23 protein-coding genes are annotated in these 23,556 nt (G+C 62.9%); 6 read left to right on the top strand and 17 right to left on the bottom strand.

The window, feature by feature from the left end; all coding sequences use genetic code 11:
- Positions 1-35 precede the first annotated feature (35 nt).
- Positions 36-1,517: a sodium/proline symporter PutP gene (gene putP / locus AC5WNI_RS05675; RefSeq protein WP_279838110.1), complete on the top strand. Its 1,482-nt coding sequence runs from the start codon at positions 36-38 to the stop codon at positions 1,515-1,517.
- 178 nt (positions 1,518-1,695) lie between these two features.
- On the opposite strand, the gene AC5WNI_RS05670 is transcribed toward putP, so the two are convergent.
- The 10 genes from AC5WNI_RS05670 to AC5WNI_RS05625 all read right to left on the bottom strand — a co-directional run bounded on the left by AC5WNI_RS05670 (position 1,696) and on the right by AC5WNI_RS05625 (position 12,048).
- A complete protein-coding gene (locus tag AC5WNI_RS05670) occupies positions 1,696-3,534 on the bottom strand; it encodes a glucosyltransferase domain-containing protein (protein WP_368448591.1) in 1,839 nt (612 codons plus the stop codon).
- Positions 3,535-3,696: 162 nt separating this feature from the next.
- Entirely contained in the window at positions 3,697-4,536 is an 840-nt protein-coding gene (locus tag AC5WNI_RS05665; protein ID WP_282627817.1) for a mechanosensitive ion channel family protein, read from the bottom strand.
- Between the two features lie 207 nt (positions 4,537-4,743).
- A complete protein-coding gene (locus AC5WNI_RS05660; protein ID WP_175089788.1) occupies positions 4,744-5,439 on the bottom strand; it encodes a hypothetical protein in 696 nt (231 codons plus the stop codon).
- Entirely contained in the window at positions 5,414-6,613 is a 1,200-nt protein-coding gene (locus tag AC5WNI_RS05655) for a putative hexosyltransferase (protein WP_368448587.1), read from the bottom strand. The genes AC5WNI_RS05660 and AC5WNI_RS05655 overlap by 26 nt, the downstream gene beginning before the upstream one ends.
- Complete coding sequence (locus AC5WNI_RS05650; protein WP_368448585.1) at positions 6,610-7,044, bottom strand: GtrA family protein; 435 nt, start codon at positions 7,042-7,044, stop codon at positions 6,610-6,612. The genes AC5WNI_RS05655 and AC5WNI_RS05650 overlap by 4 nt, the downstream gene beginning before the upstream one ends.
- The gene (locus tag AC5WNI_RS05645) at positions 7,034-8,176 is read right to left on the bottom strand and encodes a glycosyltransferase family 2 protein (RefSeq protein WP_368448584.1); all 1,143 of its coding nucleotides are present in this window, start codon (positions 8,174-8,176) and stop codon (positions 7,034-7,036) included. Before AC5WNI_RS05645 ends, AC5WNI_RS05650 begins: the two co-directional genes overlap by 11 nt.
- A gap of 553 nt (positions 8,177-8,729) precedes the next feature.
- A complete protein-coding gene (locus AC5WNI_RS05640) occupies positions 8,730-9,035 on the bottom strand; it encodes a cyd operon YbgE family protein (protein WP_368448582.1) in 306 nt (101 codons plus the stop codon).
- 59 nt (positions 9,036-9,094) lie between these two features.
- Positions 9,095-9,196, bottom strand: coding sequence for a cytochrome bd-I oxidase subunit CydX (gene cydX / locus AC5WNI_RS05635; RefSeq protein ID WP_024951692.1), 102 nt, complete (start codon positions 9,194-9,196; stop codon positions 9,095-9,097).
- 95 nt (positions 9,197-9,291) lie between these two features.
- Entirely contained in the window at positions 9,292-10,425 is a 1,134-nt protein-coding gene (gene cydB / locus AC5WNI_RS05630; protein ID WP_217485875.1) for a cytochrome d ubiquinol oxidase subunit II, read from the bottom strand.
- A gap of 6 nt (positions 10,426-10,431) precedes the next feature.
- Positions 10,432-12,048, bottom strand: a complete 1,617-nt coding sequence (locus tag AC5WNI_RS05625) for a cytochrome ubiquinol oxidase subunit I (protein WP_368448578.1) — start codon at positions 12,046-12,048, stop codon at positions 10,432-10,434.
- A gap of 584 nt (positions 12,049-12,632) precedes the next feature.
- On the opposite strand from AC5WNI_RS05625, the gene AC5WNI_RS05620 reads away from it, so the two are divergent.
- The 3 genes from AC5WNI_RS05620 to AC5WNI_RS05610 all read left to right on the top strand — a co-directional run bounded on the left by AC5WNI_RS05620 (position 12,633) and on the right by AC5WNI_RS05610 (position 15,547).
- On the top strand, positions 12,633-13,496 hold the full coding sequence (locus tag AC5WNI_RS05620) for a lipopolysaccharide kinase InaA family protein (protein ID WP_285460254.1): 864 nt from the start codon (positions 12,633-12,635) through the stop codon (positions 13,494-13,496).
- Between the two features lie 360 nt (positions 13,497-13,856).
- Entirely contained in the window at positions 13,857-14,450 is a 594-nt protein-coding gene (locus tag AC5WNI_RS05615) for an OmpW/AlkL family protein (protein WP_175089782.1), read from the top strand.
- A gap of 485 nt (positions 14,451-14,935) precedes the next feature.
- Positions 14,936-15,547, top strand: coding sequence for an OmpW/AlkL family protein (locus AC5WNI_RS05610; protein ID WP_495929169.1), 612 nt, complete (start codon positions 14,936-14,938; stop codon positions 15,545-15,547).
- A 145-nt stretch (positions 15,548-15,692) separates the two neighbouring features.
- On the opposite strand, the gene AC5WNI_RS05605 is transcribed toward AC5WNI_RS05610, so the two are convergent.
- Positions 15,693-16,691 carry a DMT family transporter gene (locus tag AC5WNI_RS05605; RefSeq protein ID WP_368448576.1) on the bottom strand — a complete coding sequence of 333 codons (999 nt, stop codon included), beginning with the start codon at positions 16,689-16,691 and terminating at the stop codon, positions 15,693-15,695.
- Positions 16,692-16,847: 156 nt separating this feature from the next.
- On the opposite strand from AC5WNI_RS05605, the gene AC5WNI_RS05600 reads away from it, so the two are divergent.
- Positions 16,848-18,554 (top strand): aminotransferase-like domain-containing protein, encoded by a 1,707-nt coding sequence (locus AC5WNI_RS05600; RefSeq protein WP_368448574.1) that lies wholly within the window; start codon positions 16,848-16,850, stop codon positions 18,552-18,554.
- Between the two features lie 39 nt (positions 18,555-18,593).
- Here the strand turns inward: AC5WNI_RS05600 and AC5WNI_RS05595 are convergent, their stop codons facing one another.
- Positions 18,594-19,469, bottom strand: a complete 876-nt coding sequence (locus tag AC5WNI_RS05595; RefSeq protein ID WP_175089779.1) for a carboxylate/amino acid/amine transporter — start codon at positions 19,467-19,469, stop codon at positions 18,594-18,596.
- On the opposite strand from AC5WNI_RS05595, the gene AC5WNI_RS05590 reads away from it, so the two are divergent.
- Positions 19,468-20,034, top strand: coding sequence for a DUF6314 family protein (locus AC5WNI_RS05590; protein ID WP_285460251.1), 567 nt, complete (start codon positions 19,468-19,470; stop codon positions 20,032-20,034). The genes AC5WNI_RS05595 and AC5WNI_RS05590 overlap by 2 nt on opposite strands.
- Before the next feature lie 138 nt (positions 20,035-20,172).
- Here the strand turns inward: AC5WNI_RS05590 and AC5WNI_RS05585 are convergent, their stop codons facing one another.
- The 5 genes from AC5WNI_RS05585 to AC5WNI_RS05565 form a co-directional block, all read right to left on the bottom strand.
- A complete protein-coding gene (locus AC5WNI_RS05585) occupies positions 20,173-20,856 on the bottom strand; it encodes an alpha/beta hydrolase (protein WP_175089777.1) in 684 nt (227 codons plus the stop codon).
- Positions 20,857-21,067: 211 nt separating this feature from the next.
- On the bottom strand, positions 21,068-21,880 hold the full coding sequence (locus AC5WNI_RS05580; RefSeq protein WP_368462525.1) for a haloacid dehalogenase type II: 813 nt from the start codon (positions 21,878-21,880) through the stop codon (positions 21,068-21,070).
- A gap of 22 nt (positions 21,881-21,902) precedes the next feature.
- Positions 21,903-22,142, bottom strand: a complete 240-nt coding sequence (locus AC5WNI_RS05575; RefSeq protein WP_368448570.1) for a hypothetical protein — start codon at positions 22,140-22,142, stop codon at positions 21,903-21,905.
- A gap of 274 nt (positions 22,143-22,416) precedes the next feature.
- Positions 22,417-22,683 (bottom strand): hypothetical protein, encoded by a 267-nt coding sequence (locus AC5WNI_RS05570; protein WP_368448569.1) that lies wholly within the window; start codon positions 22,681-22,683, stop codon positions 22,417-22,419.
- A 530-nt stretch (positions 22,684-23,213) separates the two neighbouring features.
- Positions 23,214-23,546, bottom strand: a complete 333-nt coding sequence (locus AC5WNI_RS05565) for a VHS/ENTH/ANTH domain-containing protein (protein ID WP_368448567.1) — start codon at positions 23,544-23,546, stop codon at positions 23,214-23,216.
- Positions 23,547-23,556: the final 10 nt, after the last annotated feature.

Below are 23,556 nucleotides of genomic sequence, written 5' to 3'. Positions count from 1 at the left end.
TCCGACAACAATAAATGCAAAGGATTTACTCCACGATGGTCGATAACAGCCCCACCATACTCATCACGTTCGCTATCTATCTGGCGGTGATGCTCGGCATTGGCCTGCTGGCCTACAAGCGCACCTCCAACATGTCGGATTACATCCTGGGTGGCCGCTCATTGGGCCCCTGGACGTCCGCCATTTCCGCCGGTGCGTCTGACATGTCCGGCTGGCTGCTGCTGGGCCTGCCCGGTGCTGCCTACCTCAGCGGCCTGTCCGCTGCCTGGATCGGCATCGGTCTGCTGGCCGGTACCTGGCTCAACTGGCTGATCGTCGCCAAGCGCCTGCGTATCTACAGCTTCATCGCCAGCGACTCGCTGACCCTGCCGGATTACTTCGAGAAGCGCTTCCGTGACAACTCCAAGATGTTGCGCGTCATCTCGGCCGTCTTCATCCTGCTGTTCTTCCTCTTCTACACCAGCTCCGGTCTGGTGGCAGGTGGCAAGCTGTTCGAGACCGTCTTCGGCCTCGACTACACCATCGCCGTGACCGTCGGTACCATCGCCATCGTGTCCTACACCTTCTTCGGCGGCTTCCTCGCCGTGTCGTGGACTGACCTGATCCAGGGTCTGATGATGGCCGCCGCCCTGATCGTGGTGCCCATCGTGGCACTCACCGACATGGGTGGCGTGGCAGAAGCGACCTCGCGCATCACCGCCGAGAACCCGCTGCTGCTGGAATGGTTCCGTGACGCCTCCACCGGCGAAGCGCTGACGCTGGTCGGCATCGTCTCCTCACTGGCGTGGGGCCTGGGCTACTTCGGTCAGCCGCATATCCTGGCGCGTTTCGCGGCCATCCGCAGCGAGAAGGACATCGGCGCGGCACGTACCATCGCCGTGGTCTGGTCTGCGCTGGGTCTGTTCGCGGCCATCTGCATCGGCCTGCTGGGTCTCGTCTACGTGCCGAAGGACCTGGCCGACAGCGAGAAGATCTTCATGGTCATGGTGAACTTCATCTTCCACCCGGCGGTTGCCGGCGTGCTGCTGGCCGCCATCCTGGCTGCCGTGATGTCCACCGCTGACTCCCAGCTGCTGGTGTCGTCCTCTGCCCTGGCCGATGACTTCTACAAGGCGCTGTTCAAGAAGGATGCGACCCAGTCCGAGCTGGTGTGGGTCGGTCGCTTCGCGGTGGTCGGTATCGCCATCATCGCCTGGATCCTGGCGCTGGATCCGAACTCCAGCGTGCTGGGTCTGGTGTCCTACGCCTGGGCCGGCTTCGGTGCCGCCTTCGGTCCGGCTCTGATCATGTCGCTGTACTGGCGTCGCATGAACCGCTTCGGCGCGCTGGCCGGCATCATCGTCGGTGGCGTGACCGTGGTGGTCTGGAAGCAGCTTTCCGGTGGCATCTTCGATCTCTACGAGATCGTGCCGGGCGTCATCTTCGCCTACATCGCCATCTACGTGGTCAGCATCATGAGCGCAGCACCGGCTGATGAGATCACCACGGAATTCGACAAGGTCGAGAACCACGCCTGATCGAGGTGTGACAGGACACTGTCGAAGCCTGTATTGCCGTTCACATCGGCAACACGACAACGCCGCCCCTCGGGGCGGCGTTGTCGTTCATGGCCACTTGTCATGACTGACTCTCGCTTTCATGGATCCCTCTTGTGAGCCCCTTGCATGTCCTGGTTACATGACTGACTCGCATGGCCTAATCACATTGACGAGGCTTGCGAAAATCGATCACCCAGACGCCCTCCTGCAGTGACAGCGCTGGCGATTGCACTCGAGACTGCACGTGCGACAGAAGTTGAGATTGAGCGGATGAAGGGGCTGAGGTCTGACTGGTGGGCTGATCAGAGGACTGACTGGCAGCATCGCCAGGCGCACAGGACGAATGCGCTTGCAGGCGTGCCTTGAGCGCCTCATCGCGCAGCAAGGTCACCGCGCTGGCGCCCGCCAGGCGCAGCCGCACCACGGCCCAGTAGTTGTCGGGCGTGAAGGCGGCAACCAGATTCTGGCCCACGGCCGCCACCTGCTGGCGAGCGACCCGCGCCAGCGGCGCCACTGGCGCCTCGCCCAGCACCAGTACCGGCAAGGCATCGCGCGGTTGGTAGCGCTCGGCGTCGCGGGGCGAGTCCAGCGGCAGGCCCTGCTCCCGCGCCTGAGCCACCAGCGTGCGAGCCAGCTGCGTTTCATGAGCCTGCTGGGCGGCCAGCGCATTGCTCCAGGCGGCGAAGATCACCACATGGCGCACCAGCAACAGGCAGGCGACGATCAACAGGCACTGCTTCAAAGGGCACTGCATCAGCCGCCGCCAGCCAGGTGACTTGCGCTGCGTGGTGGCCGCTTCCGTCATGCTCGGCGTTGCGCTTGCTTCCGTGCTCGCTCTCACACTCTCACTCGTACTCTGAGCCAGCATCAGGGCGCCACCCAGCAGCGGCCCCCAGGCGATCAGAGTGCGCGAATGCAATACCGGCTCGGCCAGCAACAGCATCGGCCCCCATAGAGCAGGAACCAGCAGCAGCGCCCACAGGGCCCAGCTCATGCGCTGCAGCGATAGCTGGCGCGCCGAGCGAGACCTGAGCTCGGGCGCGCCAGCGGTTTCATGTCGCACAGGCGCGCCGCGAGGCAGGAGTCGCAACAGCGCCGCCCCGGCCAGCAGCGCCAGACTGAGCAACAACGTGACCTGCCCCAGCCCCTCACGCAGTTCACCCAGCGCCACGCTCAGGTTGTGCTCGAGCCCCGCCAGCAAGGCCTGCGGGTCGGCGAAGGGCAGCATCTGGCCATGCTGCTGACTGTACTCGCCCGCCACCAGCAGCCGCGTGATGGGCAGATAGAGCAGCAAGGCCACGGCGGCCAACGCCCCACGCTGCAACAGCATCCGCCAGCGCGACCACAGTGACGTGCTGGCAGCGCCCGCGAACAGGGCTTCGAGCAGGCTCAGCACCAGAAAGGCATTCAAAGCCGGTTGATAGCAGCACAGCGCCAGCAACAACAGCAGCAAGGCACTCAGCGGTGGCTGCCAGGCCTGCCACAGGCCCCGCCCTTCGCCTCCCCCTCCGGCTTGCTCTCCCTCTCCCCCGCTTTTCCCTCCAGGGCGCAGCAACAGACTGGCCAGTACTGCACTGGCCAGCGCCACGCTCATCGGCAGGCTATCGAAGGCGTAACTGAAATTCTGCAGGATGAAGGGCGTCAACCAGATCAGCGCATTGCCCACGACGCAGCCCGTCAGCGAGAGCCCCGGCAGCCATCGCCACCAGGCCAGCGCCATGCCCGACGCCAGCCCCCAGGCCGCCAGTTGTGGCAAGGGCGCGACATTGACCAGCACATCGCCGAAGCCCAGCAGACGCATGATGCCCTCGGCGGCCGGGCGCGCATTGAGCATCCAGCCGTAATAGCCATCCAGCGCGCGGCTCATGTCATCCAGATACAGCTCGCGCGTGGCAATCAATGGCACAAGCCCGAGGCCGATCACCACGAGGCTGGCAAGCAGAATGCGCCACGCCTGACGCCGCCGGGCATCAGCGGCATCATACGCTTGGGACAACGACTGCGACCTTGTCATGCACTGGACTCCCGATCAGAACGACACCCAGGACGGATGACCTCGAGAGTACCTGACTCGGGGCGCGATGGAATGCCCCGACGAAAGCCCATGAAAAACGCCACCCGAGGGTGGCGTTGTCGACCTGCATGGGTGATGCGCAAGTTACTCGGCCGGCGTACTGGCCTGATGGAAGTGCACATCGCGCTGCGGATAGGGAATGCTGATGCCGCGCTCATCGAAAGTCAGCTTGATGCGTTCGGTCATGTCCCACTTCAGCGCCCAGTAGTCGGCCGCACTGCACCACATGCGGAAGTTGAAGTTGACCGAGCTGTCGGCCAGCTCTGACACGGCGATCAGGTGGGACGGCTCCTTCATGATGCGCTCGTCACCGGCGACCAGCTCCTCGAGCACCGCCTTGACCTGACGGATGTCATCGTCATAGCTGACACCGACCACCAGGTCCAGACGACGCGTCGGCAGCGCCGAATAGTTGGTGATGGTGTTGGACATGACGCTGGAATTCGGCACGGTGACCTTGCGGTTGTCCGGCGTCACGAGGCGGGTCTGCAGCATGGTGATCTGATCGACGCTACCGGAGGTGCCGGCGGCTTCGACGTAATCGCCCTTCTTGAACGGCCGCAGCGTGACCAGCAGGAAGCCGGAGGCCAGATTGGACAGCGAGCTCTGCAGCGCCAGACCGATCGCCAGACCCGCCGCACCCAGCGCGGCGATCATGGAGGTGGTATCGACACCGAGCTGATCCAGAGCGGTCAGCAGCACCATGACCACCAGGATGGCGTAGGCGATCTGCCCGACGAAACCGGCCGCCGCCTCGTCCATGCTCTTGCGGTGCAGCAGCGAGGTCGCCCACCGGGTCAGACGCTTGGCGACCCACATGCCGAAGACCAGCACGGCCAGCGCCGACAGCAGGGTTCCGCCCCATTGCAGCCCCATCTCGAACAGCTGACTGGTATCCATGGGAATGGCATTCAAAAATTCCACGACAACTCCTTGAGCATCCCTTGCGTGGCAGTCAGCAGACCACCGGGTGCTTTATCGTTATAGGGCACGAGGCGCGCGCCGGGGACGCACCGACACTCGGCCGAACGGATCATTGGGTATTCACGCGCGCACAATTTACCTGACTATCGGCGTCACGTCAGTGCTCTTGCAGCTGAAGCAGCGTGCCCTGACAGGCCATTCATCCATTCAGGGCTGTGCCCGAGCGGGTGTCAGTCCCAGCGGTGAGCGCAGCGTCAGCGCGTCCAGACGCAGGCCCACGGGAAACTTGTTGGCATCCAACCCCACATCGCGCGGCGCAATGGGCGGCGGCCCCTTGAGGGTCAGGCTGAAGCTGCCATCGCTCGCGATCAGCGCGGCGGGCACCTCGACCTCGAAGCGCTCATAATCACCGCCCACCGGCCAGCGCGTGACGGTCTGCTCTTTGATCATGACTTCCACCGGCAGCGCGGTGGCCGAATCCGGGAAGCGTGACAGCTCAAGCGCCACGACCACCGCCTGTGAACCTGCCGGCGAGACCTCGGGCGCCACCCGCAGACGCAAGGTGACCTCCGCCAGCCGCGCACTGACCGGCACGTCTGGCTGAGGCGAGTAGAAACCGGCCCACAGCACACCGCAATTGCCCAGCGGCTCGCCCTTGCGGACGGAGTAGCGCTCACCAAGCGTCAGTACCGGCACCTCGCCCATCGGCCGGTAACAGGTGGTGGCATGCTCGATGAAGTAGCGCCGATAGTGATCATCGACCCTGGGCGTGCGCGCCAGCCACAGAATGGCGAGTTCGAAGGCCAGCACCACCACGGTGGCCAGCAGCCACCAGACCCGCTGGCTGCGACGCGGCCGTGGCGCGCCATACAGCGCATCAGACGAGCCAGAAGACGGCGTCATACCAGTTCTCCACCAGCCAGAGATTAGCGAGCGCACCCAGCATGACAAGACCCCAGGCCAGCGTGCGTGGCAGCCGCACGAGCAGGTCATGGAGGGCCAGCACGAACACCGGCATGCCGATCATGTAGCGCGGAATGGCGTCCAGCCCGGTCGCCAGCGGTATGAACAGCGTGAAGCCCGCCAGCCCCATCTCCAGCCAGCGCCGCTGCAGGCCCAGCCAGCCGATCAGGCCGACACCGACCAGTGCCATGCTCGCCTGCCACGCCGGGCGCAGCGTCTCCGGCGCGCTCTGCCAGTAGCTCAGCCCTTCAATGAGGTTGGTCAGAGGGTTGCCCATCTCACGGCCCCAGGAAATCTGCACATGGCTGAAGGCCAGCGCGTCACCCATCCGGAGATAGAGCAGCGCCATGAACAGAAACAACCCCAGGGGCCCCACCATGCCGATCAGCAGCCAATCGGGCCGCCGCCACAGCTCGGCGAAGGCCCGCAGGCGCAGGCGCGCCACAAGCTCGATTCCCATCGCGATGACCCAGAACACCCCGGTGGCACGGGTCATCGACAACAGCAGCGTCCAGAGCATCACGCGGCCGGTGCGCTGGCAGCGCCAGTCGATCAATGACGCCAGACACAGCAGCCAGAACAGTGACTCGGAATAGAGCGCGCTGAAATAGAAGCTGTACGGCATGCTGGCCGCCAGCCACACGAACAGCAGCAACGGCGCGCCGGGACGCGTGATGGCCAGATAACGACAGCCCAGCCCCAGCGCCACGGCCAGCAAGGCATTGCTCAGCAGTACGCCCATCAGTTCGGGGTCGAGCTGACCGCCCAGCGTCACCAGCCACAGCAGTGCCGGATAGAGCGGGAAGAAGGCCCAGTTGGCGGCGTCGCCATCACTCATGCCGCGCGCCTCGACATCGTAGCCGCGCGTCATGATGCCCTTGAACCAGCTGCCGTCGAACTGCGCCATGGCGTGCAGATAGCCGTGATCGCCCCACAGCGCGATGGCGATCCAGACGGCGCGTGTCACCAGCAATGCCAGCAGGATATGCCCCCAGGGAATGTGCACGGCCTGCGCCCGCGCAAGTGCCTCGGCAGGGGGCGGCGTCTCGGCCGCCAATGTCTTGAGGCGCTCCCCCAGCATCGAGCGCGGCCCTGCGGTGACGCTGTCATTCATGCATGGTCTTCCTTGAAGGCCCACAGCCGTGAGGCCAGATAGGTCACGATAGGCACCGAGAGCGTGGCGATCGCAATGGCGACGAAGCCCGAAAGGTCCAGCCCCTGCATCAGCAGTGCCAACAGGCCATTGTTGAGCGCGAAGCCGCCCGCCGCGACCAGTCCGAAGCGCCAGGCACTGCCCTGGCGCTTGAAGGTCAGCCGGCGATGGCCGACCAGCGAGACCTGGAAGGCGACGCAGAAGGCAATGATATTGGCGATGAATTCATTGAGCTGCGGCCACAGGAACAGCAGCAAGGCGGCGACGCCCAGATGCACGCCCGTCGCGGCCAGCCCGACCAGCCCGAAGCGGGTCGCGGTGCCCGCCTCCTCCCTGGCGCGGGCAGTGACTGGCTTTTCGGACTCGCTGACGCCTTCACGATCAGCGCTCAAGTGATTCACCTCGCGCCGCGTCGCGTGGCCCACCGCGCACGACGCGCGCAGTGCTCAGGCCGCTGTCGAGGCCCCTGTCCGGTGACACGCTGCCCGGCGGGCTGTCGTGCAGGCTGTCATGGTCGATCAGGTAAAGCGGACGCTGCTTGGTTTCCATGAACAGGCGACCGAGGTATTCGCCCAGCACGCCGATCGAGATCAGCTGCATGCCGCCGAAGAACAGGATCGCGACCATCAGTGAGGCATAGCCCGGCGCATCGGCGCCGAACAGCACCGTCTTGCTGATGATCACCAGGATATAGAGGAAGGAAAGAGCGGCGACGACACTGCCGATATAGGTCCAGACCCGCAGCGGCCAGGTCGAGAAGCTCACCACGCCGTCGAGGGCGAAGTTCCACAGCTTCCAGTAGTTGAACTTGGTAGTACCGGCCGTGCGCGACGGGCGCTGGTAGGTGACGCCCACCGAGCGGTAGCCGGGCCACGAGAACAGGCCCTTCATGAAGCGGTTGCGCTCGGGCAGGCGCCGCAGCGCCTCGACGACACGGCGGTCCAGCAGGCGGAAGTCGCCTGCATCGCGCGGTATCTCGGTGAAGGTCAGGCGGTTGAAGACGCGGTAGAACCAGCCTGCCGTCTTGCGCTTGGTGGCGGTGTCCTCATGGCGCGCGGCGCGCACGCCATAGACCATGTCGTAGCCGGCCTGCCATTGGCTGATGAACTCGAGGATCACCTCCGGCGGGTCCTGCAGATCGACATCCATCGGCACGATGGCATCACCACGCGCCTGCTCGATGCCCGCGGACATGGCCGCTTCCTTGCCGAAGTTGCGTGTCAGGCTCAGGTAGCGCACGCGGGCATCTCCGGACGCCGCGGCCTCCAGACACGCCCGGGTGCCGTCGGTTGAGCCATCATCGACGAACAGCACTTCAAGATGCGGCACCTGCGAGCCCAGTGTCTTCTCGATGGCCTCCAGAAAGAGACCGATGGTCTCCTCCTCGTTCATCACCGGCACCACCAATGACAGGACCCAGTCACCGGAAAGGCGGCGCGACATGTCGCGGGGAATATGCCCCGACGAGGTCGAGGACTGCCTGCCAGACGTCTGGCCGCAGGATGCATCAGCTGAGGACCGCATGGTATTTCCTCCATCGAGAGCCCCGTCATTCATGCACGCCAGGGCATCATCATCTGACAAGGTGAGAATGAAGAGGCCACAGGCGCTGCACCAGCGCCTTACCAGACACTCTCGCTCTCGATCGGTGCCTCTCCTCCCTCCGCTCCATTACCACTTGGGGCCGAGGGCGACGAATACAACGCAGCGTCAATGCTGGCGGTGACCAGCGCGAACCGGTCTGCCGACTGCAAGAATCCGTGAAAAGCCCCTGCATAGCGCCAGACATCGGCAAGGGCCTGCAAGAGCCCACGAGCGATCACGAGGGCCTGCGGGGCCGGCAAGGGCTTGCGAGAGTGGTCTGTGAGAACGGCCTGTGAGAGCGGCCTGCGCGGGGCAATGAGCGCGACGCCACCTCGCTGCGTTATAGAGCCTGCGGCCTCGACAAGTAAAGCCTGAATCACTCAAGGGCTCGCAAGCCATGCCCTTGAGCCATGCCTTTAGCCCTAAACAAGCACGGCCGCTCCAGGGAGCGGCCGTGTTTGTTGATGTAATGAATAGAATCTGCGCAATCGCGTTACTGGCTGGACGCGAGGGCCACCAGCGTGATGAGCAGAAGACACCAGCTCAGCGGCGCCCCCAGCAGCCAGGCGCGAGTCGCATGGCGCGGCACCAGGCCGACGCCATGTGTGAAGCCGGCGCCCAGCCCCCACAGCGCGACCAGCAACATCAGATAGCGCGGCCCTGTCGGCATCGAGGCTATCGCATCCGGCCCCAGCAGCATCCAGATGGCCACCATGGCAGACAGCAGCAGCGAGGCCAGATGGGCAGGTCGAGTTCGGCACCAGGCCGGTGGTCGTGAGGCGTACCAGGGTCGTGACATCGAGCTCTCCTTGATCGGAACGGTCAGCGGCGCAGAAGTAACGTTGGGGACCGCCTCACTCAATCATCGTCAAAGGTGTGGGTCTGCTCAAGCCACAATGCATTGATGATGCCCGCGAAGCAGGCCAGCAACACACCGAGAATCCAGGCGAAATACCACATGGTGTCGTCTCCTGACGAGGGCACTGCCCTCGTCTTTTGATAGCAAATGGAAGCAATTGGCTCAGCCAGCTCAACTCAATTCAGGTCAGCGCACCTCAATACAGGCTGTGACCGTCCTGCTCGATATGCGCGACGGTGATGCGACGCCACATCTTCACGTAGCACCAGGTGGTATAGAGGATGATGGTCGGCACCATCACCAGCCCCGCCACGGTGACGATGGAGAGCGTCAGCTCGCTGGAAACGGAATCCCACAGCGTCAGGCTGGCCTCGCTCATGCGCGAGGACGGCACGATGAACGGGAACATGCTGATGCCTGCGGTGGCGACCACACCTCCTACCCCGACGGAGCTTGCCGTGAAGGCCGCGCCCCCCTTGCGCCGAGCCGACAGCACCATCGCGGCCAGCACACCGGCGATCGCGCTGAGCGGTGCCAGCAACGTCAGCGGCTCACGTGCATAGACATCCAGCCAGCTACCCGGCCCCACCTGCTTGTCGAGCAGCTTGAGGGCCGAGGCGGTGTCGCCCATCTGATCGATGCTGTAGCCCATGCCGGACAACCACACCCACAGCCCGCCCAGCGCGAACAGCCCCAGCGTCAGCAGGCCCAGCGGCTGCACCAGACGCGCGCTGCGTGCAGCGACGGTCTCATCGGCACGTGCCACCAGCCAGGTGCCGCCATGCAGCATCACCATCACCACGGACAGCGCAGCGCACAGCAGAGCGAAGGGGTTGAACAGCCCCAGGTAGCTGCCGGCGTAGCTGGCACGCATGAACTGATCGACTTCCAGCGGCACACCCTGCAGCAGGTTGCCGAAGATCAACCCGAAGAAGGCGGTAGGAATCAGGCTGCCGGCGACGATGCCGCGGTCCCACCAGCCACGCCACTGGGTGTTCTCGAGCTTGGAGCGGTAGTCAAAGCCCAGCGGGCGGAAGAACAGCGAGAACAGGATGGTCAGCATCGCGAAATAGAAGCTGGAGAACACGGCGCCGTAGACCACCGGCCACACCGCGAACACCGCGCCGATGGCGGTGACCAGCCATACCTGATTGCCATCCCAGTGCGGGGCCAGGGTATTGATCACCACACGGCGCTCGCTGTCATTGCGGCTGACCAGCGGCATCAGCATCGCCGCGCCCATGTCCATGCCATCGGTGATGACGAAGCCGATCAGCAGCAGCCCTACCGCCACCCACCAGAACAGCTTGAGGATCTCGTAATCCCACATGATCCGTTACTCCTTGAATGACAGCGAAGGATTGAGTGACATGCCGTCATCTTCGGACATGGCGCCGTGGCGGTTGCCGCCGCGCTCGAAGTGATAGCGACCGGTGTGCAGGGAAGACGGCCCCTTGCGCGCGAAGTGGAACATCAGCCACATCTCGATGACGAAGAACAGGCTGTAGAAGGCCAGGAAGCCACCGATGGACCACCACAGGTCGGACTCATCCAGACTCGAGGCCGCCATGAAGGTCGGCAGAATCTCCCCCACCGCCCACGGCTGACGCCCGAATTCGGCCACGAACCAGCCAGTCTCCACGGCGATGAACGGCAGCGGGATCGACAGCAGGCAGATCCACAGGAAGGGACGCACGTCGAAGCGATGCCTGGCGGTCATCCACACCGCCGCGATGAAGATCACCAGCATCGCCATGCCGCAGGCGACCATGATGCGGAACGAGAAGAACATCGGCGCGACCGGCGGAATCGAGTCGGCGGCGGCCTTGTCGATCATCTCAGGCGTAGCATCAGACGGAGTCTCGACGTAGCGCTTGAGCAGCATGCCGTAGCCGAGATCATCCTTGACCGCATCGAAGGCCTTGCGGGTCGCGATGTCGTCCTGGCCATCACGCAGCTGCTGGAGCAGGTCATAGGCCTGCATGCCATTGAGGATGCGCCCGCGGTGCTCCTCGGTCAGCTCCTTGATGCCGGGAATCTCGGTATCCAGCGAGCGCGTACCGATCAGGCCCATCACATAGGGAATATGGATGCCGTAATCGGTGTGCTGGGTCTCCTCGTTGGGCAGGCCGATCAGCGTGAAGGACGCCGGCGCCGGCTCGGTTTCCCACATCGCCTCGATGGCGGCCATCTTGGCCTTCTGGACATCCCCGACCTCGTAGCCGGACTCATCGCCCAGCACGATCACCGAGGCCACCGAGAACAGGCCGAAGGCGGCGGCGATGGCGAAGCTGCGCTTGGCAAAGCCCAGGTCACGCCCCTTGAGCAGGTAGAAGGCGCTGATGCCGAGCACGAACATGGCGCCGGTCACATAGCCTGCCGACACGGTATGCACGAACTTGGCCTGGGCGACCGGATTGAAGATGACATCCGCGAAGCTGGTCAGCTCCATGCGCATGGTCTCGAAATTGAAGGCCGCACCGACCGGATTCTGCATCCAGCCGTTGGCGATCAGGATCCACAGCGCCGAGAAGTTGGAGCCGAAGGCGACAAGCCAGGTCACCATCAGGTGCTGACGCTTGGTCAGGCGGTCCCAGCCGAAGAAGAACAGGCCGACGAAGGTGGACTCGAGGAAGAAGGCCACCAGGCCCTCGATGGCCAGCGGCGCACCGAAGATGTCGCCGACGTAATGCGAGTAGTAGGCCCAGTTGGTGCCGAACTGGAATTCCATCGTCAGGCCCGTGGCCACGCCAAGGGCGAAGTTGATACCGAACAGCTTGCCCCAGAACTTGGTCATGTCCTGGTAGACCTGCTTGCCGGTCATGACATACAGGGATTCCATGATGGCCAGCAGAAAGGCCATGCCGATGGTCAATGGTACGAACAGGAAGTGGTAGAGCGCGGTCATGCCGAACTGGAACCGCGACAGCTCCACGACGGTATCGGAGATCATGTCTTAACCCCTTTGCGATAAGGCGGACGGTCAGGCGCCGTCCCTGCATGCGCTTGCCATCGACGTCGGGCGGACACATCAGGCCGACTGTCGCCGGCAAGCACACAGGCACTGGCACCGTGGCACCAAGACCTTGGTCGGCATTGTCTACCCTCCCGCGCCAGCCTCCAGATGTCAGGTTGTCGCACTCACCGAGCGAATGTCGCACCCGCCACCTCCGCCAAGTGCCTGTCGTTACAGGACAACTCCGCTGCAAGCCGCATGGATGCTGGAGCGACGGGCATCGCTGGCCTGGCGCTAACTCAACGCTGACTCCTCGCACCTCTGCGCGCGCTGCGACCATCGACCACACTGCGACGTTCAACCACGCTGCGACCGACTGGCGCACCCAAGCAGCGCCAGCGCCACGCAGAAAGCCATCACGCCTTCACGCCATTGCCGCAGTGGGAAGGAGAGTTTTGTGCCACAGGCCTGTCACTTCCCCAGCAGGCTAACTATCATGGCCAGTCATCGCAGCGCTCACCGACAAGGATTGCCAGTGCACGCTTACCGCCCATCACCCGAGACCGTGATTCCTACCTGACATGACGCATCGCTCCCCCGTTCATCCCTCTGCTGGTCATACCGCCACTACCAGCCCCAGCGCCACGGCGCCGCGCGGCCACGGCGATTACTGCGAAGCCGGGCTTGCCCGCCTGCTGGAGCAGCACGACCTCAATAGCTTCGATGCCCTGTGGCAAGTGGCAGCCCACGACGTCGACGCGCCGAATCGTGAACGCGGCGGCGTCTCGACGGTCTCGCTGCTGACACTCGAGGATGAGGACGGCAACAGCCATCGCCTCTACCTCAAACGCCAGACCAACCATCTGGGCCGCAGCCTGGCGCGACCGCTGGGCGAACCGACCTTCTCTCGCGAATGGCGTGCCATCCGTCACTATCACGCGCTGGGGATACCGGCAGTGGACGCCGGCTGGTACGGCGAGCGGCGCGCAGGCCGGGAATGGCGCGCCATCCTGATCACCTTCGATCTCGCCGGGCGCGATGATCTGGATCACTGGCATCAACGCTGGGCGGAACTCGATACCGGCATGCGCTCTCAGGTCATCACCGCCAGCGCTCGCCTGGTTCGCGAGATCCATCAGGCTGGCCTGATGCATGGCTGTCTGTTCCCCAAGCACATCTTCCTGAGCCGCCCGCCGAGTGAGTCGCCGGACAGCACCTGGCAGATGGACGCCGTCATCATCGATCTCGAGAAGACGCGCCGCTTCGTGCTGCGCCGCCACGAGTGCCTGCGCGATCTCTACGTGCTGTGGCGCCGCCTGAAGGGCTGGCAGCATGATGAATGGCGACAATTTCTTGCCGTCTATCGCGATGCGGATGCGCAGAGCGCCGAGGTCAGTCAGTGGCTGGAACAGCTGGAAGCACGCGCCGCACGCAAGCGTCGCTGAGCCTTAAGAGGCCGGCAAAGATCCTTGACGTAGTGATCACTAACCTTGCGCACGGCATGCGACCAAGGTCTTGGTCACCTTGCGCGAGGATGAATGGGAATGTCGCTCAAATGCGTCATCTCAAGTCTCACTCGTGAGACATTAAACTTCCCTGAAATAATCGGTAACATCTGCTAACAGGACGCCCAACAAGTTTTCAAACAACGTTCTAAAAAATACTTGCCAAACAGAACGCTGTTTTTTATAGTTTGCAGCGTCCCCTGATCGACGCAGCCACGCAGAGCACACGGCCCACGCCGTAGGGTAGCGAGGCACTGCTGACAGGCAGCTCACGAAGCCAAGCTTCAAGGAGAACTACACATGAAAGCTATCAAGATCCTGACCGCTACTGTTATCGCCGGCACCATGGCAATGGGCGCACAATCCGCCATGGCATATGGCAAGGGTGATACCTTCCTGCGCGGTGGCGTTGCCAAGGTCGACGGCAAGAGCAACAACGGCAACGGTCTGATCGCCAAGGACGAATCTGGCTTCGCCGGTTCCGTGGGCTACATGTTCCACGACAACCTGGCCATCGCCCTGCAGTCCACTGAAGAATTCAGCACTGACTGGGAAAACAGCGCCGGTGGTTTCGATGAGATGCCGATCAACCTGATGCTGCAGTACTACCCGCTGGGCGGTACTGAAGCCCGCGTCCAGCCGTACGCTGGTGTCGGCCTGAACTACACCCACTTCTCCGGTGAGTCTGCCGGTGGCCAGAGCATGGACATCGACGACAGCTACGGCGCCGCTGCCGAGCTGGGTGTGGACCTCAAGATCACCGAAGCCTGGGCCGTCAATGGCTACGCCCGTTATGCTGACGTCAAGGCCGATACCAAGATCGCCGGTCAGGACGTGAACGACACCGAGCTGGATCCGGTCACTGTCGGTGCCGGTGTCACCTACCGCTTCTAAGTCCTTGCACGAGGCGTGAACATGCCTCCAGCGAGTACTCGGCAAGCCGTGTGGTGCCGCATCATTCCCTAAAGCGCCAGCAATGGACCTCGGCAACATCGAGCCGTCCAGGCGCCGGATGGGCATCACACACGAACGCCGCAGACCTCAGGGTCTGCGGCGTTTTCGTTGTGGGCAATCAACGGCTACATGGCCAATCTTGAGCGGCGCCGCGCAGAAATTGACCTGGATCAACCAGGCTCCTGCCCAGGCAAGAACGTCCGTAAACTCTTGCCCCAGATCAAATTTCTCGAAATTCGGCTACCTAGAATGAAGGCATTGTTTCCCGCCATCCTTCAGGAGCCATCATGCCCGACGTCGTCACTCGCTCAGCCTCCCTCCCCGCGCACCTGACTTCACGTAGCCCGCGCTCTGCAGCACGCCCGTGGCAGCTTCTGGCACTGGCAGGCCTCACCGGCCTCGCGACTCTCTGTGCCACACCGGCCATGGCCGCCGACTCGCTGAATGCCAGCTCTCATAGCTCTCTCAACTCTCCCAGCTCTCTCAACTACGGCGCCGGGCAGTTCTGGACGCGTGCAGGTGTCGCCAAGGTCTCGCCGAAGAGTGACAACGGTCGCATCGATGCCATCGGTGCCGACGTGGATGTCGATGATGACAGCGCCTTTGCCTTCACTCTCGGCTATCGCTTCACCGACACCTTCGGTATCGAGCTGCTGGCGGCGCAGGATTTCGACCACGATATCTCGCTCAATGGCCAGAAAGCCGGTTCCGTCGACCACCTGCCGCCGACCCTGACACTGCAGTACTACCCGCTTGGCGGGCGTGAATCGCGCATCCAGCCGTACATCGGCGCGGGCGTCAATTACACCCACTTCTCCGATGAAACCCTCGACGATGGCACCAAGCTCGAGATGGATGACAGCTGGGGCGCGGCCGCACAGGTCGGCGTCGATCTGGTGATCAACGAGCACTGGGCGGCCAACGTCGCCGCCTGGTATCTGGATATCGATTCCGATGTCACCGTGGCGGGCAGCGTCAACGACAAGGTCGAGATCGATCCCATCGTGACCATGGCCGGGATCAGCTATCGCTTCTGATCAGCCACTTCCTGGCTAGCGCTTCTGACGGGCCAGAGACGACAACGCCCCGCCAGCCCATCTCGGGCCGGCGGGGCGTTGTGCGTTGTGCGTTGTGCGTTGCACCTGGTGTACTGTGCGTTGTGAGTTGTGCGCTCGGCACGCCTCAGCGCGGGGCGGCTTGCCCACTGTTCGTTGCCGAAGCATTGGAAGTTGCTGAAACTGTTGAGGTTGAGGTCGTTGAGGGAGTTGAAGGCGAAGGCGGCGTGACGTCCTCCGCCGGCGCCTTGCTCACCTTGCCCGGACGCGGGCGGTCCAGTACCAGCCCCAGCACCACCAGTGCGGCGCCCGCCACCATCAGCGCGGTCCACTGCTCATCGAACAGCCACCATGCCATCAGCGCGGCACACGGCGGCACCAGGAAGAAGGTGCGCGCGACCTGATGGGCCTCGCCACGCTCCAGCATCAGCATCAGCAGCCAGATGGCACCGACCGAGATGGCGATCACCAGCCAGGCCATGGTCAGCAGCAGACGCGGCGTGGGGTCAAAGGCAAAGCTGCCGACACTGGTCGCGGCGACGACGAACACCGCGCCCGCACCGAGATACTGGAACATCAGCCCCTCGACCAACCCCATGCGCCCGGAGACCCGCTTCTGCCACAGTGTCGAGCTGAACACGCCGATCAGTGCCACCAGGCACCAGACGAGCCCGATCAGCGGCCACTCCAGGGTGCCCGCGCCGTCCCTGGCCAGCCCTGCCCCCAGCACCAGACTGACGCCGATGGCGCCACAGCCAAGCCCCGCCCACTGCCTGGCTCCGAGACGCACGCCGAACAACGGCAGCGACAACGCCGCCGTCACCAGTGGATGCAGGCTGACCAGCAGCGCCGTCAGACCCGCCGGCAGCCCCGCCTTGACCGCCGCGAACACGCCGCCCAGATAGGCGCCGTGCAACAGCATGCCGATGCCCATCTGCGCCAGACGGTCATTGCGCCGGCCCCACTGACGCGGCTTGCGGCGCAGCCACAGAATCAACCCCAGCACCGGCAGCACCAGCAGGCTGCGCACCAGCAGCAAGGTGAAGGGTTCAGCGTCCAGGGTACCGAAGCGCGCGGCGATGAAGCCGCTGGCGAACAGAAACACGAAGCAAAGTGGCATCCACATCACGCAGACTCCAGCGAGAGAAATGACAAGCGGGCGGCCCATAGGCAGGTGCAGAACGTGCACCGACGGGGCCACGACATGAGCCTTCAGCTTGCCGCGAACCCTCAAGGGGGCACAAGATACAGATAATCACCAATTCAAGGGGTACAGACAGGCATGTCATGCGCCGAGCACGCTTCGTCCGCCAGCCGCCCTTCGCTTGCCGACGACGCCATCAACTCAACCACCAGCTCAATCGCCAGCTCAGGCGCCACAGCCGCGACGCTGCCGCGCTATCAGCAGCTGGTCGAGCGACTCAAGGCCCAGATGGCGACGGGCAAACTGAGCGCAGGACAGCGCCTGCCTTCGCTCAGGCGGCAGGCGGCACAGTCGGGGCTCGGCCTCAACAGCGTGATTCGTGCCTATGGCGAGCTGGAGTCGGCGGGCCTGATCATCGCCGAACCGCGTGCCGGCTATCGGGTCGCACCATCGACGCAGGCTGCACATGATGTGAACGACCTCAATGCCGGCTCACAGACCAGCTCGGCTTCATCCCGTCATCCCGGCGAGACGCAGCACGGGCAGCGGGAGTCACATCACAAACCGCGTGCCATCACCACCCTCACCATCAGCGACCCGGCCTGGCAGGCGATGGCGGATGCCAGTGATCCGCGCCTGGCGCCGCTGGGTGCCGCTCACCCGGAGCTGGACGCCCCCGCCGTGCGACGCCTGTATCGTCTGGCGCGCACTCAGCTCGGGGCGCATGCCCAGCACCCCAGCGCCTATGCCCTGCCGCCAGGCTCGAGCGCGCTGCGCACTGCCATCGCTAAGCACCTCAGCCACCACGGCCATCCCTGTGACAGCGATGCCCTGTTGATCAGCCAAGGAGCGCAGCATGGCATGTCACTGCTGCTCGGCCAGTTGCGCGCCGCCAAGGGCCGCTGTCGGGTCGGCGTCGAAGCGCCGGGCTATTTCGGCATCGTGGCCGCCATCGAAGCCCAGGGCCATCAGGCGATTGCCATCCCTGCCCATGCACACCAGGGACTGGATGTCGAGGCACTCGAACGTCTGCTCGAACGCCATGATGCCGAGACGCCCGCCCTGACGCTGGATGCCCTGATCGTGACCGCGGATGGCCACAATCCCCTGGGCGGACAACTGAGCACGCCAGATCGCCACCGCCTGCTGACATTGGCGGCCCGCCACGCCATCCTGATAGTCGAGAACACCACCTTTGCCGAGTTGAGCTTCGATACCCGCCATCCATGGCTGGCCGACCTCGCCCACCGCCATGCCGACAGGCCGATGCCTGCGCTGATCAGCCTCGGATCATTTTCCAAGACGCTGGACCCCCGCACCCGCTGCGGCTGGCTGTGGCTGTCACGACCCGAGCAGGAGTCACCACTGGGGCTGCAGGCGATGATTCGGACGCGCTGGGCCAATGGAATGGGCGACATGCCGTGGATGCATGCCGCCCTGAGCGAACTGATCACCAGCGGGGATTACGGCCGCCATGTGCAGCGCATGCGACGCTGCTATGCCAAGCGCCTGGAGCGTCTGCGCGCGCACCTGAGCGCAGCGCTGGGCGACAGCGTCTGGCTGCCGCCACCAAGCGGCGGCTATCTGCAATGGTGTGGCCTGCCAAGCCTTGAGGCGCACCAGCTGGAGCAGTTGCATCAGGACCTGCTGAACGCAGGCATCGCCACCCTTCCCGGCAGCCTGTTCAATGTCGAACAATCCGGCCTGCGTCTGAATGCAGCCCAGCTCGGCGAGGAAGCGACGCAGAATGCTGCACGACCCTCTGACGAGATTCCCCGCCAGCAGGGCATACTGGCGCGCCTCACCACTCACCTGCAAAAAGCCCTCGCACAGGGCGAGGGCTGATTGAGATGCGATGTCTGGATTTCCTTATGGCGCAGTCTTTCAGGCCATGCGCAGCGCCTGCTCGCGGCGACGCGCCCACACCTGATTGATCACCAGTGCCGCCACGATGACCACCCCACCCAGCGCCAGACGTACCAGGTCGGCGTCGCGGTTCCAGATCAGCAGATTGACCAGCAGGCCCGCCGGCACCAGCGCGTTGTTCATGATCGCCAGCGTGCCGGCATCCACCCGCGTCGCGCCCTTGTTCCACAGGAAGTAGCCCAGCCCCGAGGCCACGATGCCCAGCCAGCCAAGCACCACGAAGTGCACCGGCTGCGACGGCAGCTTGTCGGTACTGCCGAACAGCAGGAACATCACGATCACCAGTGCCAGCGCACCGAGATAGAACCAGCCGAACACATGGCGATGGGCGACATCCGCCGGCAGCTGCGGAGCGACCTGACGATAGGCCACCTGTCCGATGGCGAAGCAGAGGTTGGCACCCTGCACGACCGCAAAGCCGAGCCAGAAGCCGTCACTGACCCCGTCGTAGCGAATGATCGCCGCACCCAGCACCGCAATCGCGGCGGTCAGCAGGTAGAATGGCGACAAGCGCTTGTTCATCAGGTCATCGAGCAAGGTGATGTAGATGGGCGTGAAGATGGTGAACAGCAGCACTTCCGGCACGGGCAGCAGCAGGAAGGAGCGATAGAAGAAGATGTACATCAGGCCGAGCTGGATCGCGCCGATGGCCATCAACTGGAAGCGCAGGCGTCCGCTGATCGCCCGCGGGCGCAGGAACGGCGCGAAGATCAGGCACGCCAGCGCGATACGCGTCAGTACGGCCAGATAGCTATCGACCTGACCGGACAGATAGACGCCGATCAAGGAAAACGAGAAGGCCCAGAGGGCCGTGACACCAATCAGGTAGGACATGACGAGTAAACCCGGTAGCCAGAAGAAGTTGACACCAATTGTAACCCTCTATGCGCTGCTCGCGCAGATCCGCCGGCTGGATTTTTCGTCACGCTCCGGCCCGGCCTCGCACAATGCCTGGTCTGGCCAGGGTAGCGGCGAGGTGACGGTCACCCGCGAAGCCGCTGCTCCCCCTCGCGATGAGTCACGACAAACGGCTCAGCAAGAGGCGGAGAGCGTGGTATTTCTCGAGCAGGGCCAGTTCCAGCTCGAGGGCCAGTCATCCAGCGTCAACTTCCACAACCGCTATCGCTGGCAGCTGGCCGCGGATGGCGCCGCGCTGTCGCTGAGTCATGAACGACGTGGCCGCGATGCCGCCGTCTTCCTGTTCGACCTGGTGGCCGACAGCGCTCGAGGCGAAGACCACTTCGTCAGTCGTGAAGCGCATCTGTGTATCGATGATCTCTACGCCGCCACGCTGGTCATCGTGCGCGATGAGGCGGGCAATGCCCTGGGCTTTGATCTCGACTGGCGCATCACCGGCCCGCGCAAGGATGAACACCTCGCCTACCGCTATCGCTGCTGAGCGCGACCAGCACTGGCAAAGACCGCTGACGGCGCATGACGGGACCGCTGGCAGCACGTGAAAACGCCGCTGACAGATCACTCCGTCAGCGGCGTTTTGTTCTGGCAGTCGATACTGACAGTCGATCCTGGCGACCGATCAGGCCAGCAGACGCGCCTTGAACCACTCACCGATCGCCTCGATTTCCTCGAGACACACGGCGTGCGCCATCGGCCAGGTCTGCCATTCCAGCGGATGACCCAGCGCACGCGCACTCTCGGCGCCCGCCTCGCCCAGTGCCAGGGGCACGATATCGTCGTGGGTACCGTGATGGACACTGATGGCCAGGCCCTGATTGGCGGCGCTCGGCGCAATGGTCGCGCTGGTCGCGAAATAGGTCGAAAGCGCCAGCAGGCCGCCCAGCGGGCGCTCGCAGCTCAACGCCGCCTCATAGACCACCGCGCCGCCCTGGGAGAAGCCGGCCAGAATGATGCGCTCACTGGCGATGCCCTGGACGATCTGCTCCTCGATCAAGGCATGCACGTAGGCCGCGGATTCACGCAGCTGCACCTCATCGACACGCCGCCCGAGATTCATCTCGAGAATGTCGTACCAGGCCGGCATGCGCATGCCGCCATTGACGGTCACGGCCAGTTCGCGCGCATGCGGGAAGACGAAACGCACGCCGTGATTCTCGGGCAGACCCAACGCAGGCACCACGGGCACGAAATCACTGCCGTCAGCACCCAGGCCATGCAGCCAGATCACGCAGGCATCCGCCTGGGCGCTCGGCTCGATGATCTGAGGGGCACGGTGGCCATGCTGCTGTGATGCGTCACTCATATTCAGCTCCGGTCGGAAAGAAGGGGAATACCGCCCAGCCTACCATTGACGCCATCATCTGCCATGCGATGAGGCTGGCAATCTCACCATGTACAGGAAAATTCACCTGTCACTCGACGCCCGCCAGCCTCACCAATGCCGCTGACGCCATGATGACAGGATATCTTCAGCACCCGTCGATCAAGGATTCTGTCAATCAAGGGTTCTGATGCTATTGCAGAATGTCGGCCAGTTCGTTCACATCCTTCACGACATGATCCGGCTGCTTTGACAGCGGGAACAGGGCCTTGCCCGGGCGGGCGATGAACGTGGTCTGCAAGCCCGCCTCCTTGGCGCCCGCGACGTCCCAGCCATGTGCCGCGACCATCATGGCTTCCTCGGGCTCGACATCAAGCTTGTCCAGCACCCGTTCATAGGAACGCAGGTCCGGCTTGTAGATCTGGATATCTTCAATGCTGTAGCGCGCATCGAAATACGGCAGCAATCCCGCGTTCTCGAACTGCGCCTGGACACCCTTGTTGGACGAGTTGGTCAGGCTGACGATCTTGTAGCCTTCAGCCTTCAACCTGGCCAGACCTTCCTTGACATCAGGATGAGGCGGGAGCGTCATCAACGGGGTGATGATGGCCTTCTTCGCCTGCTCATCCGTCAGTTCGACATCATTGTTCTGCGCGACCACCCGCAACGAAGCGACACCGATCTGCCCGAAATCGTGGTAATCCCGGGTCACGGTAGACACCAGAGAATAATGCAGCATGGTCGAGAACCACAGGGGCAGCAGGTCTTCTCTTCCCCCCAGTGCCTCACCGACGGAACTGCGCATCGAGGCAAGATCCAGCAGCGTTTCATTGACATCGAAGATCAGCACCTTGGGCTTTTCGACGACATCACCCGCCATCACACTCCCTGACATCAAACCAACGCCCAACACCAATGAACCTGCCACTTTCTTGAGTTTTCCGCGCACCATCATGGGCCTCCACTTGATTGATATCATGGCATCCTGCCTCGGGATATCCGACATGCAGGCCGGCAATCAACAACGTTTAATCACCGTGATGCATCATGACATCCACACAGTGAACTGCCGATGAATCCTTACGAATCAACTGGAAAACCCTCAGAATATTGCGGGCATCAAGCAAGGTGCCATACACAGAGTCGACCAGCCACTTGCTGTGCCCTTCTGGAATCCGGGCATAAAAAAACCCGCCATGATGGCGGGCAATGAATGTCGGGACAGCGACACCCAGGACAGGAAAGCGTTTGAGAAAGGGTTTTGCCACCAGGTCGTTCTAGAGGGGATGGTGGAGGGTCCCAAAGCCCTTGCTCAAGCGTTCTGCTCACTATCCAAGTGTCTCTACGTCTGGGATATTTCCTTTCGCTCTCCCTGAATTCCGGTAGTCAGTGGCTTGCGCATCAGTGCCTACGCCTTCAATCGTCGCTGCGCGGTGATTCAAGCAGCGGCAATCAAATCACAGCGCTTCAATTGTTTCGCAATGACAACTTGTGGCATGAAGTCATGTGAAGCGTGTCATGTGAACCGTCAGCATCGAAAACTCAGCGATGGTCGGCGTCGATATCGACTGCACCATGCACATCACTATCGGCAAACACATTGCCACGGCTGGTGATCAGAATGTCAGGATTTGCGGCGTAGCGCTTTTCGCTCTTCTGATAATCACGCACTTCGCTGTGGATGCCGTGATATTGAGCGCTATTGAATCGCGCATTGCTGCTGTCATCAGTGCTGATATCGGCACTGGCCAGACCGCTGGTGGCGAGGGCAAACGCTGCCAGGCCGTGAGTCATGAATGACTTGATCATCTTTCTATCCTCCGTTCATTTTCACTATCGAGTTGCCATGAAGTGACACATCATTGATCACTTCATGTACTGCGTATAACCAGGCGGGATATCTATCAGAGTTGATAACTGACATCACCCACGTGACCTATTGATAAAGACCATCAACAAGCACTACCCACAAGGATGCGGCTTACGATGGCGCGATATTCAGGCTTGCCCATGGCGGGACCCTTCTACGTCATCGTATTAGGCACGGGGCGTCTCTGCGCGGGATGACTCCCGACAGATACCGGCCATTTCAGGAAGGGTCAGACTGTCGTTTCACTTCGCGACGAGGTATCACCTGGCGATCAGTGTCAGTGACACTGCTGTACGACTGGCTTGTTCACGCTTTTAGATCGTCAAGCTCTAGCTGCTTAAAACTCTTGCTGCTGCTCATGACGACACTTGCTGCGGGGACACTTGAGTCAGTTGCTGCTATGCATGGTCACGAATCAGAGCGGGGCTCAGACAATCTGAATCGGACAACCTGAATCAGACAATCTGGCTCAGACGCTTTCGCTCAGAGCATGCTGGACGCGAGTCGCGGAAACGCTCTTGCCAGCATCGTTGACGAATTGCTGTGAGTCAGACGCCAGGGTCTCGCGCTGACCTTCGATCGCAGCATCGTTGAGGGAGCTTTCGACACGGCCCGCGGCAACGCTCATGCCGGTATCGGCAAAGGTGCCTTGCTCGGCGGCGGCGGACTGGGCCTGGCCGTGGATGCCGGATTCGCTGAGCGCAGAGCGCACCTGAAGGTCAGCGACGCTGTCTGCAAAGGCAGCACCGGTGGCAGCAACGGAAAGCGCGGTGGCGGCGATGAGGGTATTGAGCATTTTCATGAAATATCTC

This window comes from Cobetia sp. PDI-12MA (assembly GCF_059507695.1).
This window is presented reverse-complemented; position numbering and strand designations above follow the sequence as displayed.